At 50.4% G+C, this 15,266-nt stretch carries 15 protein-coding genes; 2 read left to right on the top strand and 13 right to left on the bottom strand.

Annotated features, from left to right (window positions below; all coding sequences use genetic code 11):
- Positions 1 to 96 precede the first annotated feature (96 nt).
- Positions 97 to 1,428 (bottom strand): MFS transporter, encoded by a 1,332-nt coding sequence (locus RH89_RS21370; protein WP_004406363.1) that lies wholly within the window; start codon positions 1,426 to 1,428, stop codon positions 97 to 99.
- Between the two features lie 268 nt (positions 1,429 to 1,696).
- Complete coding sequence (locus tag RH89_RS21365) at positions 1,697 to 2,119, bottom strand: YHS domain-containing (seleno)protein (protein WP_086027452.1); 423 nt, start codon at positions 2,117 to 2,119, stop codon at positions 1,697 to 1,699.
- 202 nt (positions 2,120 to 2,321) lie between these two features.
- On the opposite strand from RH89_RS21365, the gene RH89_RS21360 reads away from it, so the two are divergent.
- Complete coding sequence (locus RH89_RS21360; RefSeq protein WP_004406360.1) at positions 2,322 to 3,164, top strand: AraC family transcriptional regulator; 843 nt, start codon at positions 2,322 to 2,324, stop codon at positions 3,162 to 3,164.
- Positions 3,161 to 4,090: a ribokinase gene (gene rbsK / locus RH89_RS21355; protein ID WP_004406358.1), complete on the top strand. Its 930-nt coding sequence runs from the start codon at positions 3,161 to 3,163 to the stop codon at positions 4,088 to 4,090. Before RH89_RS21360 ends, rbsK begins: the two co-directional genes overlap by 4 nt.
- Before the next feature lie 10 nt (positions 4,091 to 4,100).
- Here rbsK and RH89_RS21350 read toward each other — a convergent pair whose 3' ends face one another.
- From RH89_RS21350 to RH89_RS21300, 11 genes are all read right to left on the bottom strand, one after another.
- Positions 4,101 to 4,859, bottom strand: coding sequence for a DeoR/GlpR family transcriptional regulator (locus RH89_RS21350; RefSeq protein WP_004406357.1), 759 nt, complete (start codon positions 4,857 to 4,859; stop codon positions 4,101 to 4,103).
- Between the two features lie 59 nt (positions 4,860 to 4,918).
- Positions 4,919 to 5,338, bottom strand: coding sequence for a GNAT family N-acetyltransferase (locus tag RH89_RS21345; protein WP_004406354.1), 420 nt, complete (start codon positions 5,336 to 5,338; stop codon positions 4,919 to 4,921).
- Positions 5,339 to 5,467: 129 nt separating this feature from the next.
- A complete protein-coding gene (locus RH89_RS21340; protein WP_004406351.1) occupies positions 5,468 to 6,589 on the bottom strand; it encodes a glycerol dehydrogenase in 1,122 nt (373 codons plus the stop codon).
- Positions 6,590 to 6,592: 3 nt separating this feature from the next.
- Positions 6,593 to 7,255 (bottom strand): HAD family hydrolase, encoded by a 663-nt coding sequence (locus RH89_RS21335; RefSeq protein WP_004406350.1) that lies wholly within the window; start codon positions 7,253 to 7,255, stop codon positions 6,593 to 6,595.
- A gap of 19 nt (positions 7,256 to 7,274) precedes the next feature.
- Positions 7,275 to 8,060, bottom strand: a complete 786-nt coding sequence (locus RH89_RS21330; RefSeq protein WP_004406347.1) for an SDR family NAD(P)-dependent oxidoreductase — start codon at positions 8,058 to 8,060, stop codon at positions 7,275 to 7,277.
- A gap of 15 nt (positions 8,061 to 8,075) precedes the next feature.
- Positions 8,076 to 9,038, bottom strand: a complete 963-nt coding sequence (locus tag RH89_RS21325; protein WP_004406344.1) for an ABC transporter permease — start codon at positions 9,036 to 9,038, stop codon at positions 8,076 to 8,078.
- A gap of 44 nt (positions 9,039 to 9,082) precedes the next feature.
- Positions 9,083 to 10,597: a sugar ABC transporter ATP-binding protein gene (locus RH89_RS21320; RefSeq protein WP_004406342.1), complete on the bottom strand. Its 1,515-nt coding sequence runs from the start codon at positions 10,595 to 10,597 to the stop codon at positions 9,083 to 9,085.
- Between the two features lie 7 nt (positions 10,598 to 10,604).
- Positions 10,605 to 11,570, bottom strand: a complete 966-nt coding sequence (locus tag RH89_RS21315) for a substrate-binding domain-containing protein (protein WP_004406339.1) — start codon at positions 11,568 to 11,570, stop codon at positions 10,605 to 10,607.
- Between the two features lie 143 nt (positions 11,571 to 11,713).
- Positions 11,714 to 13,216 carry a xylulokinase gene (locus RH89_RS21310; protein WP_004406337.1) on the bottom strand — a complete coding sequence of 501 codons (1,503 nt, stop codon included), beginning with the start codon at positions 13,214 to 13,216 and terminating at the stop codon, positions 11,714 to 11,716.
- Positions 13,217 to 13,218: 2 nt separating this feature from the next.
- Positions 13,219 to 14,307: an ABC transporter ATP-binding protein gene (locus RH89_RS21305; RefSeq protein ID WP_004406334.1), complete on the bottom strand. Its 1,089-nt coding sequence runs from the start codon at positions 14,305 to 14,307 to the stop codon at positions 13,219 to 13,221.
- Positions 14,308 to 14,388: 81 nt separating this feature from the next.
- The coding region (locus RH89_RS21300) for an extracellular solute-binding protein (RefSeq protein ID WP_004406332.1) at positions 14,389 to 15,266 on the bottom strand (878 nt) is incomplete at its 5' end.

Below are 15,266 nucleotides of genomic sequence, written 5' to 3'. Positions count from 1 at the left end.
TACTTTTAAAATCCTATAGTTGTTTAAAGGCACACGTTCAGTCTACCTGATTACATCGAATGAAATGTTACTTCTTAGAATATTCTGTTGATGAGCTCAAAAAACTTCCTCCCTCCTACTCTTAACGTAAAACCACCCACTAATCACAACAAACCAAAAAGCGAAGTAGTAACAGAATGAAGAGAGGGACGCTAAGAAATCGAGGTGTTGTTCAGTCTCTTTCTGCGTGTAGCTCTGGGATACGAGTTTGTAATAGTAGGCGTAAAGAATACCTATCGACCCATACCCCAGGTTGAACATCAATCCCTTAAAACTCAAAACGGTGGCTCGGTTGTGCGATTCGGTCTTTTTATTAAGGTGGTAGCTAATGAAAATGTTCATCGTCATATTGATGAAAATCAGCACCAGAACGGGTATTACTCCGTAAATCGACCAGCCAAGGCTGATCAAATAGTAAGTAATGGCAGTGGCGATACCCATCACTAATAGAAAAGTTCTGGGTGCTATGCTTTCTGCTAATCGTCGGCTTTGCCCTGCCAGCAGAATCTGCAACATACTTATCCCAGCCCCGATAAATCCGAAATAGATAATCGGGATATCGATGGCGCGATAATACTGGCTGTTCATGGTTAAAAACATCCGTGATATGTGCTCGAACAAGCTGTAATAGAGCAATATAAACAGCACGTAGGGGGTAGCAATTACCCACTTTCCTGTATCGAGTGTCAGCTTAAAGCTGGCGACGGTGGTTTCCCATTTACTGCTGTGGGTTGGCAAGGCGTGATTGTCTTCTTCCATGTTTATCGCAGCATAAATGGCGACGATCGCAACAAATAAGGTGGCAAAGACGGGAATACGCATGATGTTCTGCGTATTCTCTGGTGGAGCGAATCCAAGAAATTGATAGACGCTTGCCATAAAGTTCACGTCGTACATGGCGGCACCCAGCAAAGTAACAAAAATGCCGATCCCAGAAGAAAAACGAAGCTGGATTTGCAGCACCTGCGGCCACACTTCTTCTTTGCCTTGGGCTTTTAAGGTGTCGTAAGCCAGAGCTTCATCCGCACCACTTGCCAAAGACATGGCTAATCCACTCAATACCCGGTTGATCATAAACACCACGAAAACCAGTGTGGGGTTGCCCGTAGGCACAAGGGCGATCATGGCGATTTCAATAAACATCACCACCGAAGACAAAACGACCAGTTTTTTACGCCCCAAGGTGTCGGCAAACGCGCCCGACGGGACTTCAGAAATCACAATGGTTGCCGCCCAAATTACGTTGAGTATGGCGAATTGAGAAAGGGTTAAGCCGTAATCCAGATAGAGCAGGGTGAAAACAGGGTAGTAAAAGCGCGCAAAGTAACTGCTTCGAAACACTAGGTAGTTACGCACATTGCGGATTTGCAGGATTTCTTTGAGTGTCATGAAGTTTTCAGCACTTTGAACAACATACCATTAGGTATATACCCTTTTAAATTGAAGGTAAAAGCCTCTATGGGTGAAATCATGGGGCTGTTGCAAAATCCGTCAGTTAGTTAGGTGAGCAAGTTAGCTTTAATGTTCTAAATTCCAAATAAACAAAAGCCCCTGACGGGGCTTTTTCATGGGCGCTAACCCAAGACAGTGAATAAAAAGATCCCTTGCAAAAGGATATGGACAGAGGGAGAGATTCCCAGTGCAAGGGAGGGGAAACTTACAGTTTGTCTGCGCTTACGGTTTTGATTTCAGGCCAATTGCCATCAGCCGTTTGCACAAAGCCTTTTACATCTTCTAACCAGCGCTTCTGAACAGATTTATCTAAGTTCAGGTAAAGCTTGCCAGCTTCTACTTTCCACGCCAGTGGGTCGGTATCAAACTTCTTACCCATTGCCACACCAAATGCGCAGTAGCCGCCGTATTGTGGTGCGTATGCCGCTGGATCTGCACGGAATGCATCACGGTTTGCCGCAGTAGAGAAATGGTAAATCGCGTTTTTGTAGGTCGCAGAAAACTCAGGGTTGCCTTTTGTTGGCTCTGCTGCGTTGAAATACGCTACCGGGTCGTAACCCTGAATGGCCAGGTCATTGGCATCTGCGCTTACATCGATGTCGGCAGCCATCACAGAGAAAGGAAGCATTGCGATACCGCCTAAACTAATAAGGCGCTTAAGAGATTTGTTTGAAACAGACATAGGAAAACTCCTTTTTATTATCTTCTTAATGTCAGGTTTCCGTAATTTCTGCGGCTTGCCCTGACCGTGTGTGAAGTAATTTAAGGCAGATGTCCGGTCTATTTGGGTACATAAGTGCGTAAAAGTGTGCCAATAGTACGGAGGAAATATGGATGCACTTTCGAAATTAATTCAGCAACTCTCTATGCGATCAGAAGTTTTCTACTCTGGTCAGCTTTGCGGTGTGTCTTCATTCAGTGAACCGCACCGCAATCAGGGGCATTTGCACATTTTGCGTGGCGGGCATTTGAGGCTGCGAGACCACAAAGGGCGGGAGCTGGAAATCACCGAGCCCTCGCTGGTGTACTTTCCTTTAACGGTGCCGCATGTGATTGAAGGGCTTTCCGATGGCGCTCATCTGGTCTGTTCTACCATTGAATACAGCGAGGGAAAGTGGGAGCTGCTTTTTTCTGCTTTGCCCGATCGCATCGTGATCCCGTTCAAGACCATGCCGTCGCTTTCCCCAATCATGGAGGCGCTGTTTTTAGAGGCAGCAAACGCGGATTTAGGGCAACAGGTGATCTTAGATAAGCTGAGCGACGTCATGATGATCATGCTGTTTCGTCACATAGTTGAACAAAATTTGATGAAAGAAGGGGTGTTGGCCGGTTTGTCTCACCCACGGCTCGCGGATGCGCTTAATATGATCCATCAGCTTCCATATCATCCATACTCGTTAGAAGATCTGGCGGAAAAGTGTGCCATGTCTCGGACCGTGTTTATCGAAACGTTTAAAAAGGTTGTTGGGATGACCCCGGGGAATTACATCGCTCACTGGCGGATCGGGGTTGCGCAATCCCTGATATTGCAGGATAAGCCGATGCATTGGGTGCTGGATCAGGTTGGATACGAGAGCTACTCAGGTTTTACTAAAGTATTTAGGAAAATCACCGGCTTGTCACCACGGAACTGGATTGCTTCCAAGGAAGAAACAGGAAGAGGAGAATTATGAGCGGAATCATTGTATTCGGAAGTGTAAACGCCGATCACGTTATGCAAGTGCCTGAATTTCCTCGTCCGGGTGAAACCATAACCGGAAGAAATTACCGAATTGTCGCCGGTGGAAAAGGGGCGAATCAGGCTGTTGCGTGTGCGCGGTTAGGCGCAGATATCCGCTTTATTGCCTGTGTCGGCGATGATCCTTTTGGACTTGGCATCCGCAAGCAGTTTGAATCGGACGGCATCGATGTGACTGGTGTGAAAGTGGAGCCCGATTGCCCGACAGGTATCGCCATGATTCAGGTGACGGATTCCGGTCAAAACAGCATCTGCATTTCGGCGGAGGCGAATGGTTACCTGACCGCTCCTGTGGTTTCAACCTTTACTGACACCATTCAAAGCGGCGACTACCTACTCCTTCAGCTAGAAACACCGTTGGATGGCATTCAACACGCGGTGGACATTGCCCACCAATCCGGTTGTAAAGTGGTGTTAAACCCCGCGCCCGCTCGCGAGTTGCCCGATGATCTGCTTGCCAAGGTTACGATGATCACCCCGAATGAAACAGAAGCGGAAATCCTCACAGGCGTTGAAGTGACGGACGACAAGTCTGCATCTCAGGCGTCCCAAATTCTTCATAAAAAGGGCGTGGAAACCGTTCTGATTACCTTGGGCGAGAAAGGTGTCTGGGTCAGCCAGTCTGGTGTTGGGTATCTGGTTCCCGGCTTTGTGGTTGAAGCGGTGGATACCACAGCAGCCGGAGATACGTTTAACGGTGCGTTGCTTGTTGGGATGTGCCGTGGAAGCACGTTAGAAGGTGCGATTGTATTTGCACATGCGGCCGCGGCGATGTCGGTGACTCGTTTCGGGGCTCAGACTTCCATTCCTTACATTGGTGAAGTGGAAGCCTTCTTAAGAAATCAGGGGCAAATGGATTAGTCGCTCTGATCTAACAAACAAGCAGTTCGACTTCGTGCTGCTTGATCACTTCTACCAGCTCGGCGGCGGGCATTTCATCGGTAAACAATGAATCTACCTGAGAAATGTGCCCAAGGTTGACCATAGCACCGCGATTGAATTTACTGCTGTCTGCGGCGAGTAATGTCTGGCGGGAACTGGCGATAATCGCTTGCGCAATCTTCACTTCTGAATAGTCAAAGTCCAGCAAGCTGCCGTCAGAGTCGATGCCTGAAATCCCGATGATGCCAAAATCCATTCTGAACTGTTCAATAAACTCGCGGGTCGCTTCACCAATAATGCCGCCGTCTTTGTTGCGGATCTGCCCGCCAGCAATGATCACCGTGAAGTCTTCTTTCGCCATTAAAATGCTGGCAACGTTGATGTTGTTGGTGACTACTTTAAGATCTTTGTGATTAAGAAGCGCGGTAGCGACCGCTTCGGTAGTGGTCCCGATGTCGATGAAAAGCGAGGAGCCGTTTGGAATCTTCTTGACCAGCTCTGCAGCAATTCGGGCTTTTTCTTCCTGATGGCTGACTTTTCGGGTGGAATAGGCTTCGTTCTCGGTGCTGGAGTAGAGAGAGGCACCGCCGTGGTGTCGGCTGATCAGCCCCTGTTTTGCCAGTTCGTTCAGGTCGCGACGAATGGTTTGCGGGCTTACGTTGAACGTCTCAACAAAGGCTTCGGTGGAGAGGAATCCTTGCTCATCCAGCAAAGCGAGTATTTCATGATGACGTTGGGTTTGTTTCACAGCTAACTCCGGCTTCTATTGTCCGGCAGATAGCCTAACACAGATTCGCATTCGCCCAATCAGATCAGCGTCTTCTTATAAAAGATTTTGTCGGTTCCGTCTTTCGGGTAACCCTGATAGCGTCCTACTTCCTGATACTCGTGTTTTTGGTAGAACTCGGGAGCCTGGAAATTGTAGGTATCGAGAAAAATCTTTTTAACCTGCATTTTTCTGGCTTCTCTTTCTGCGGTTTTAAGCAGTTTGGTGCCAATGCCTTTGCGACGGTAATTGGCATCAATCCAGATGCGATGAATATGAAGGGAATCGTAAAACAGATGGGCAGCAATGCCACCTACCACACGGTGTTGGTGATCGCGAATAAACAGCGCGAGAACTTTCTCGTCTAAGTCGGGGAAATACGGCTCGTTGAATTCACGCAAAGCTTGGTAGATGGACTCTAAATCCTGCTTATCGGGGTGGTACGTTACCTCAATGATCATGCTGCCTACTTAGGTCTATCAGGTTGATTTATCGAAAGTATATACCCTTATTCTTTTCTATGCATTTTCAAATCTTAAATTTAAACGGGCTCTCATAAGTATGAGAATCAGACCGTCATCTGCCGAGCGTTACACCATCGCCTTGCCCGCTTTGTGGGCTCGGTGAATGGCATCAACAACAATCTCATGAGTGATTTTTACTGGCTCATTGTGCGCAATGCTGCCTGCTTCGCAGGTTTTGGTGGCGATGATATCGATGGCACGAGTGTCGGTCGGCTTAATGCCTAAATCATCCAAATTGCAGGGCAGATCTATTGCCTGAAACAGTCGGATGACTTTTTCGAGTTCTGACTGAGGTTTATCGTTGAGAATCATAGACACCACAACACCGAAAGCGACTTTTTCACCGTGCATTAAATGATGAACGCGCTCGTAGCTGGCTGGCAGTTCTGTTAAACCGTGATGGACAGCGTGTGCAGATGCCACTCCCACCGATTCGAACCCTATACCAGAGAGCAGAATGTTGGCTTCCAGCACCTTTTCAAATGCAGGAGAAAGACGATTGTTGCGGCAGTCTTCTACAGCCTGCGCGGCATTTGCGAATAACGTGTCACGGCAGAGCTGTGCCACCATGGTGGAAAGCTGAGTCGCAAACCCACCACAAAAATTCCCCGTACCTGAGTTGAGGCAGGATTCCGCTTCGTACCAGGTTGCAATGGCATCGCCAACACCAGCCGCAAAGGTTCGGGCTGGCGCTCCGATAACGATAGCGCTGTCCACCAAAACCAGATTGGGCGGGCGCTTCACAAACAGATCTTTTACGAAAGCGCCTTCTTCAGAATAAATCACCGCCAGAGAAGAACAGGGTGCATCGCTTGCCGCGACCGTTGGCACGCTGACAAAAGGAATGATTCTGCCCAGTTTGTCCGACAGCATGTCGGCACTCGCCCGACATAAATCGATCACCTTGCCACCGCCCATTCCGACAATGCAGTCTGCGTTGTACGATTGCAGATCCGCCAGCGTCTGCTCAATTTTTTTTGTGGTGCATTCGGCTTCCACAGAAAACACCGACACATGGCTGGGAATCGGCTGCAATGCGTCAATCACTGCCGAATAGGCATTTTGGTCGACGTAGATAACAGGGTGCTTCCCAAGCTTATCAAGCTCGGGAATAAGCTGCACCATCGCTCCAGAACCCTGCACATAGCGGGAAGGAAAGTTGGTGGTGAGCAGAGTTGGGGGTGTCATGGTTTAACCTTTTGATAATGCCTTGAGAAGTTCGTCGCCGTTGAGCGCCACAGGCAGTTCGGAAGGAAAGCGATCCCGAAGCTCAGGAAGCGGCACACCGATCACTTCCATGCCTGCGAGCATACCCGCTTTGGCTCCTAATGGGCTGTCTTCAATCACGGCCAGCTTTTCTGGTTCAATATCCAGCAGATATGCCGCTCTCAGGTAGCCCTCAGGGGAAGGTTTGCCGTTCCTCACATCATTTCTGGCGACCACGATCATTCCGGGGATTTCAATTTCCAATGCTGCCAGCGCTGCATTCACCAGAATGCGGTCTGAATTGGTTACTACGGCCTGAGGGACACCCGCCTTTCGAAAAGCTCGGAATAAATCACAGCCATACAGCGGTGTGATTTCGTCGCTATGCTGGCAAAAATACTGGTAGTTCGCGTTGCGATAATCATCAAAGGAAACAGACAAATCGTACTTGTCGCGGAAGTACTCAAAGGTTTTGATGCCTTCGGTGCCGAGCACATTGAGCAGATCTTCGTGTGTCGGGTCCACACCCTGCTTGTTGAGTGTGGTGCGAATGGCTCTTTCATGGATGGGTTCGCTGTCGGCAATAGTGCCATCCATGTCCCAAAGTACGCCTTCAAATTTCAGTGTCGATTTGTCAATGTCTCGCATTCTGATTCCCTATTTTGGGCTACCAGCAAGTGTAGCCGCCGTCTGTTTTTAAAATAGTGCCCGTCAGCAGGCTGGACGCCTGACTGCTCAGAAAAAGCACGGCAGAAGCGACTTCTTCGGGTTTCCCCAATCGCTTCATGGGTGTGTTGTCTACCCATTGCCGATACATCTCTTTATCTTGTGTCACGTAACGGTTCATTTCGGTGTCGATGTAGGTGGGCGCAACGGCGTTAACACGAACGCCACGTTCTGCCCACTCGGCAGCCAGCGATTTGGTGAGCTGGTGTACCGCCGCTTTCGAAGCGTTGTACTGCGCCTGCTCCTGCGGTCGGTTGACGATGTAACCCGACATGGAGCCTATATTGACGATGACCCCTTCACCTCGTGTCAGCATTTGCGCGCCAAACGCACGGCAGCAGTAGAATACGCCATCGAGATTGACCTGAAGTACCTTGCGCCAGACCTCATCCGTCATGGATTCAGCAGGGCGATTACTGATCGCAATCCCCGCGTTGTTGACCAGAATGTCTACCGAGGTTCCGTTGTTGGCAAGCGTTTCCGCCGCGTTGTTCACTGCCTCAGAATCGCTGACATCCAGAACCAGTGTCTGAATGGTGCTGCCTTTTGCCTGCGCCAGATCGTTCAGCGCCGACTGCGCTTTTTCTAACGCGTGTGAATTAATGTCTGTGATGATGATGCTTGCTCCGGCATCGAGCAGCGCATGGCAAATCTCAAACCCAATTCCCTGTGCACCGCCTGTAATCAGCGCGGTTTTTCCCGTTAACTTAAATTTTTCAAGGTACATGTGACTTTCCCTATTCTAACCGCTGCTTTTTGCACGTAGATGTGTTCCGTATTGCAAAAGCATGGCAATCACAATAATAAGACCCATAAAGACCTGTTGGTGGTAACCCGGCACCTTGGCAAGGTTCATTAAGTTGGCGATCACTCCCAGAATCAAACAGCCGATCAGCGTGTTTAACGCCGTTCCCCGACCGCCCATCAAACTGGCTCCGCCTATCACAACGGCGGCAATGGCATCCAGTTCCGCGGCAACCCCAATGGTTGCGGAACCCACGCCTGTCCGGCTGGTGGAAATGATGCCAGCAAGGGCGGCTAACCCGCCGGAAATTACATACACCGAGACGACGTAGCGGTTGACGCGAATACCGGAAAGGCGCACTGCTTCGCTGTTGGACCCTATTGCCGTCACTAAGCGACCAAATCGGGTGTAAGTTAAAATGCCCCCGGCGATCAAAAACAGGGTGAGCATTAAAATCACGGGTAAAGGCACACCAAACAGGTAACCGGAACCAAACTGAGTCAGCAACTGACCGGGTTCGCCCATCACGATGGGTTGACCTTCCGAGAAAATAAGCGCCAGACCGCGAACAATAGTCATCATCGCAAGGGTGGTCACAAACGGTGGAAGCTTAAGGTGGGCAATTAACACACCAGAAACCAGACCGCAGGTTGCGCCAATAAGCACAGTGACGACAACAGAAGTGCCCGGAGCCATATGTTCGACAAACATGGCAGACAGCACGCTGCCGAGTGCCGCAATCGAACCCACAGAGAGGTCGATACCTCGGGTTAAAATGACGAACAACATGCCTATCGACAGCAACCCAATGCCCGCAATCTGGCGCAGCACGTTCATGATGTTGCGCTCGGTTAAGAATACATCCGACTGGCTGCTGGCAAAGATCAGCAGCAGTACCAGTATCATGGGAGTGCCCCATTTCTGGAGGTGGTGTTGGATTTTTAACGCGGTTTCAACCATATCCATTTCCTTATCTTTTTTATTTCTGCCTGAGCTTTCTGGAATTAGCTGGCAGCCTGCTCCGTGGCAATCATTGCTAATCGAAGTAAATTGACTTCCTGATAATCGTCAGGACTAAGTTCGCCGGTGATTTCGCCTTCTCGCATCACCAGAATTCGGTCGCACAAACCAAACAGTTCCTGATGTTCAGAAGAGATCACGATCACCGCGACACCTAAGGTTGCGAGGTAGCGGATCAGGGTATAGATTTCGACTTTGGCGCCTACATCGACACCGCGTGTGGGTTCGTCCAGAATTAAGACTTTGCATTGGGCGTGAATCCATTTCGCCAACACTACTTTCTGCTGGTTGCCACCCGACAGACTGGAAACCGGATCGCTGCTTTGGTGGTATTTCACGGTCAGCTTCTTCGATAAATCGGTGACGATTCTGGCTTCTCTGGCTGGATGAATCAGGTCACCTGCGATCAGAACGTCTCTGAGGTTTGCCATGGTGATGTTGTGGGCGATGGAAAATTCGAGCACGGTCCCCTGCGCTTTGCGATCTTCAGGAACCAGACCGATACCGTGCTTCACCGCGTGATAGGGGGAGTGAATGGATACGGTTTTCCCTTCGATTTTGATGGTGCCGGCGCTGGCTTTGTCTGCACCAAACAAAAGGCGCATGGCTTCGGTCCGACCCGCCCCCACCAGACCACCCAGCCCGAGGATTTCCCCCGCACGAACGTCCATATTAAAGGGGGACAAGCGTTTGCCGTCCGACAGGTTTTCTATCGACAACACGGTATCTCCCAGAGCATGATCAGTTTTCTCACCAAACAGATCTTTCAAGGGTCTGCCGACCATCAGTGGGATCAGGTCATCGACGGTAAGCGATTCCGGTGTGGTGTTATCCAGCGTTTCAATGGACTGTCCGTCTTTGAGCACCGTGATGCGGTCTGCGATTTGCAACACTTCGTCCAGACGGTGTGAAATGTAAACAATGGCGACGCCGGTTTTTCTCAGATCGTCGATGATGGTCAGTAAGCGTTGCGCATCGCCTTCGGACAGCACGGCGGTTGGCTCATCAAACACAATGATCTTCGCGTGAGTCGAAAGAGCTTTGGCTATCTCGACAATCTGCTGGTGGGCAACGGGCAATTCACCGACAGGGAGGGATGGATCCAGCTTAAATCCAAGCTTGCGGATCAGTTCCGACGCGCGGCTTTGCAACGCTTTTCGGTTCACCAGACCGGGCAGTTCTTTCAGGAAAATATTTTCAGCAATTGATAAGTCCGGTGCCAACACCATTTCCTGATGGATAACCGCAATACCGGATCTGAACGCGTCTTTGGGGGAGCGGAAGACGGTTTCTTTTCCCTTAATACTGAGCTGACCTTTGGTGGGTTTGTATTCTCCCCCGATCACCTTCATCAGGGTGGATTTTCCTGCGCCGTTTTCCCCGATCAGGGCGTGCACTTCTCCCTTCTTCAGGGAGAAGTTAACACCTTGCAGGGCTCTGACACCGCCAAAGTAGCGGTGTAAGTCCTTCACTTCTATCAGTGGGTGTTCATTTGCCATAACTGCCTCAGAACACCGCGTCGTCGCGTAGGAAGTCGTCGACGTTATCCTGAGTAATGACAGCGGGCTTGGTGTAAGTGAGTTTGCCTGTTGTGGCTGGCAACGTTCCATCGATGGCTTGCTTGGCAAGATCCACTGCTGTGGATGCAACAAGTGCAGGGTCATTCAGACCAGTGGCTCCGTAACCGCCGCTTTTGATCAGCCTGAGTGCTTCTTTCTGACCATCGGCTGCCGCAACCAGTAACACGTTGTCTTTCAGCTTGGCGGCTTCAACGGCTTTTTTCGCCCCCAATACCATGGAGTCATTCTCACCCAGCACGACGTTCACATTGGGGTTGGCGACAAGGATGTCTTCCATCGCTTTCAAACCGCCTTCACTGTTCCAGCCACCCCAGCCCTGAGCGACGATTTCAATACTGGTTTCACCTTCGTTTTTAAGCTGACCTTCAATGATTCCAGCAATCACACCTAAGCGACGTTCTTTGCCTACTTCGTTACCTTTTTCACCAGACAGCAGCGCGACTTTCAGATCTTTGCCTTTCATCTCTTTGGCGATCCAGCCACCCACCAACTGCCCGTTCTGGGAGTTAGAAGACTGAACCAGAGTGATGAAATTAGCACTTGGGTTCAGAGTGGAATCAATCACAATCACCTTCACACCTTCTGCACTGGCGGCATTAACGGCGGGCACCAGTGCTTCACTGTCGCGAGGGTTAATGATCAATGCCTGAATGCCTTGCGACACCATATCTTCCACATCGGCGATCTGCTTCACCAGATTGTTTTGGGCATCGGTAGACAGCACTTCACACCCGAGGCTTTCGGCGTGTTTTTTGGCAGACACTTCCTGCGCAGCAAAGTAAGGCGCGCTTAATGTTTTCATTGAAATGCCAATTTTGCATTTGGCAGCGTAGCTCAGTGGGCTGGCAGCCAAGCAGGCTGTGACGATAGCCAGTTTTACTAATTTGCTCATGGGTCAATCCTATTCTTAATTAAAAGTACCGAATAATTCGGTTTTCCTGCTCTTTTTGCTTTTTTCTCGCCATAAAATGTAGTTTTAGAACATTGAGTGGCGAAAAAAATCCAAACCGATACACCTCATCGGTCTGGATAAATTCAGTCTTCTTCGAGTTGATCTAAAGCGGTGTAGAGACCGCTGGTGGCATCCTTTATCTGATTAAAAACGGGATACATACGATCGTATCTGGCTTTCCAGCTCCGGTCTGGGGCTATCTCTTTTTCAAATTGCACCAGTTGCCTGGCGGCTTGAGATAGAGAATCAAATTGCCCCGTCGCGGTTGCGGCTATGGCGGCACAGCCAATCACGCCACATTCCGGTTCTTTAGGTACCAAAATGGGGGTGTTGTACATGCTGGCTTTGATTTTCAGCCACAATTCCGACTTGGCACCGCCGCTGGCTGCAATGATGCGCTCAACCTGATTGTCGGCATGGCTCATCTGTTCGATATGACGTCGTACCGCGAATGCCACACCCTCCAGAACCGAACGGTGGAGATCCGCCAGACTGTGCCCGGAATTCAGACCAAAGAACTGCGCTCGGGAATTACGTGTCGCGCCAAGGCGTTCTCCGGTCAGGTAAGGCAAAAAGAACAATTGCCGGCTGCCTGCTGGAGATTGTTCTGCTTTTTGCGTGGCTTCCTGATAAGAAAGTGTGTTTTCATTCATGGCGCGTTTTGCCCAGCGAACGGCGTCGCCTCCCGCATCCAGCAACGAGAATGCCCCCCAATGGTTACCGGGGATCAGAACGTTGCACACTTCTTCATGTCGAACGGGTTCAGAGTTGGCAAGAGTGATGATGGAGGAAGTACCCGTCACATCAGAACCTAAGCCCGGTTCGGTAATGCCTGAACCCACAAGCGTTACCGGAAAGTCGCCACCCGAAACCACCACAGGAGTGCCTTCAGCTAAACCTGTTTCCCGAGCTGCTTTGGCGGTGATGTTTCCCAATATATCGAGTGGATCGCGCAACGGAGGCAGCAGACGTTTGGGAATGCCTAACTGTTGGATCATGGTATCGGACCATGTTTTCGAATCCGCATCCATTAAGAAACTGGCGGAGGCTTCTGTGGTATCAAATGCAATTTCACCCGTCAGTCGAAAGTTAATAAAGTCTTTCGGCATCAGTACTTTCCAACTGTTTTCAAGCAATTGTGGTTCATGCTCTGAAAACCATTGGAGTTTGAAGCCCGGCCATGCCGGAGTGGGAGGATTGGCGGTATTTTTCAGACAGGAATCCAGCCCAAAGTCCTCCTGATAACGATTCACCAAATCAATGGTGCGTTTGTCGTTCCACAAAGGGACGAATTCACGGGTGGGCTCGCCCGATTCGTCAATCAGAACCGTGCCGTGCATTTGCCCGCAACAGGCGATAGCGCGAATGTACTTAGATAAGCTGCCCAATTTGGCAAGCACACCGTGGATAGACTCACACGCGCCGTCCCACCAGTCCGAAGGGCGCTGTTCACACCATCCATACCTTGGAACATGCTGTTCATGCTCGCGGTTGGCAAACGCCAGTATCTGACCACTTTTGTCAACGGCGGCGGCTCTGACTGAGCCAGTACCGACATCGACGACCAAATAGATTGGGCTCGACATGGTTAATCCCCAATTCTCATTTCAGTTTGAATATCGAAATAGTGCGCTTTGGACATATCCACTTTGATTTTACTGAGCTGCCCTACACTGGCAGGGAAGTGGCTGTCGACTTGTGCGGTGAACGGTTCACCTGCTAACTCGGAGATCAGCAAGGTGTGAGAGCCGAGTGGCTCTATCGCTTTGGGTAAAATACCCACTACATTGCTGGTTTCCTCCAGCGCTTCCTGCGTGTGCTCTGGGCGGATGCCAATGACGACCTTTTCGCCTCGGTATTTAACCAGACTGGTCTGGTGGGGCGAGGCAATGTCCAGTGTTTCTCCGCTGTCTAAGGTAACGAAGGTTGCGTCTGCGCCCACCGTCACCGCAAGGAAATTCATGCTGGGTGTACCGATGAATTCGGCCACAAATCGGTTTGCGGGCTTTTCGTATATTTCGATGGGCGAGGCAAACTGCTCAATATGCCCGTTTTGCATCACGACCACTCGATCTGCCATGGTCATGGCTTCGACCTGATCATGGGTAACGTATACCGCTGTTGTGCCGAGTTTGCGTTGCAGCTGCTTGATTTCTGTGCGCATTTCTACGCGCAGCTTGGCATCCAGATTGGAAAGTGGTTCGTCAAACAGGAACAGATCCGGATGACGGACAATGGCTCGCCCAATCGCAACACGCTGGCGCTGCCCGCCCGAGAGGTGACGAGGTTTTCTGTCCAGCAATGCATCAATCCCCAGCAGGGCACTGGCATCGGAAACACGTTTTTTGATGACGTCTGCCGGTTCTTTGCGCACCTTCATGCCATAGGCGATGTTGTCGTACACCGTCATATGCGGATAAAGCGCGTAATTCTGGAACACCATGGCGCAGTTGCGAGTGCCGGGTTGCTCGTAGGTGACATCGCGATCCGAGATGGCGATGTGCCCATCGGTGACGGTTTCCAGTCCTGCGATCATTCTCAAGGTAGTGGTTTTGCCGCATCCGGACGGACCCACCAGCACCACAAACTCACCTTGCTCAATATTGAGGTTGAGATCCGGGATAACGCTGATGTCATCATACGACTTTTTGATGTTGGTTAAGCTAACGTGTGTCACCGCATCGACTCCTTGTACATCCTTTGGTTGAGTTCAATAAGCTGAGTTCCGCCACCGCTATGATGGCGGAACCAGACAGGCTTATTTCGCAGGCAGACCCATGGCGCTGCGATACGCTTTAAGCTGTGACTCGCGACCGAAATCGTCTGTGAGTCGATCCCATTGCTTGGCAATGCTGTCTAACGCTTCCTGTTCAGACACTTTGCCTGCCAGAGCACGAGACAGTTCGATTTCCAGAATTTCGGTGTAAGCGAAGAAACCCGGAATTCGAAGATCGAGCGCCACGTTGGGTGCATCCAGAGAAGCACGCTGCGCCGCTAAGTATGATTCCGCTTCGGGTTTAGAGAAGATCGCCAACCAGTTATCGATGTTATCGTAGTGGCTCAGACGGTATGGGTTAACCCCCGTATTCGCGGTGACGATGGCTTTGGAAGACTGCTCCTGACTGGTCACGGTTTTCACAAAGTCCCACGCTGCCGCTTTGTTTTTAGACGACTGAGGAACCGCTAACTGCCAGCCACCAAAAGCAAGGAATGGAGAGGCAACAACACCGCCGTATTCCACCCATTTGTCTTCTTTGGCGTTCCAGATGGATTTAGAGCCGGGCAGCATGGCGGTGCGTACATTACCCACAATACGGGATTCTTTCGGGTTAGCGCCTAGCACGCCAGAGTCGGCCCAGTCGATGTTCATCGCCACTTTGCCACCTGCGTACAATGGACGAACGTCACCCGAACCATTGTTAAGTGCACCCGGTGGGTTGTAGTCTAAGCCACGCTTGTAGTCTTTCAGAGCTTTCAGCCAGCCAGCGTTGTTGATTTGTGCATCCATAGTGTCTGGATCGAAGAACATTGCGCCCGGATTTTTTGGATCGTTGGTGTAGCTGGCAGCATGAGAGAAGAAGTACCAGAACTGTTGACCGCCACGTTTGTAGGCTTCCGCTGTGCCGTATAGACCTT

Origin of the sequence: Vibrio nigripulchritudo ATCC 27043, assembly GCF_000222685.1 — a bacterium.
Lineage (GTDB): Bacteria > Pseudomonadota > Gammaproteobacteria > Enterobacterales > Vibrionaceae > Vibrio > Vibrio nigripulchritudo.
This window is presented reverse-complemented; position numbering and strand designations above follow the sequence as displayed.

Coding starts and splice junctions, on each gene's coding strand:
- RH89_RS21370 (WP_004406363.1), bottom strand. CDS start 1,428: ATGACACTCAAAGAAATCCTGCAAATCCGCAATGTGCGTAACTACCTA.
- RH89_RS21365 (WP_086027452.1), bottom strand. CDS start 2,119: ATGCTTCCTTTCTCTGTGATGGCTGCCGACATCGATGTAAGCGCAGAT.
- RH89_RS21360 (WP_004406360.1), top strand. CDS start 2,322: ATGGATGCACTTTCGAAATTAATTCAGCAACTCTCTATGCGATCAGAA.
- rbsK (WP_004406358.1), top strand. CDS start 3,161: ATGAGCGGAATCATTGTATTCGGAAGTGTAAACGCCGATCACGTTATG.
- RH89_RS21345 (WP_004406354.1), bottom strand. CDS start 5,338: ATGATCATTGAGGTAACGTACCACCCCGATAAGCAGGATTTAGAGTCC.
- RH89_RS21340 (WP_004406351.1), bottom strand. CDS start 6,589: ATGACACCCCCAACTCTGCTCACCACCAACTTTCCTTCCCGCTATGTG.
- RH89_RS21335 (WP_004406350.1), bottom strand. CDS start 7,255: ATGCGAGACATTGACAAATCGACACTGAAATTTGAAGGCGTACTTTGG.
- RH89_RS21330 (WP_004406347.1), bottom strand. CDS start 8,060: ATGTACCTTGAAAAATTTAAGTTAACGGGAAAAACCGCGCTGATTACA.
- RH89_RS21325 (WP_004406344.1), bottom strand. CDS start 9,038: ATGGTTGAAACCGCGTTAAAAATCCAACACCACCTCCAGAAATGGGGC.
- RH89_RS21320 (WP_004406342.1), bottom strand. CDS start 10,597: ATGGCAAATGAACACCCACTGATAGAAGTGAAGGACTTACACCGCTAC.
- RH89_RS21315 (WP_004406339.1), bottom strand. CDS start 11,570: ATGAGCAAATTAGTAAAACTGGCTATCGTCACAGCCTGCTTGGCTGCC.
- RH89_RS21310 (WP_004406337.1), bottom strand. CDS start 13,216: ATGTCGAGCCCAATCTATTTGGTCGTCGATGTCGGTACTGGCTCAGTC.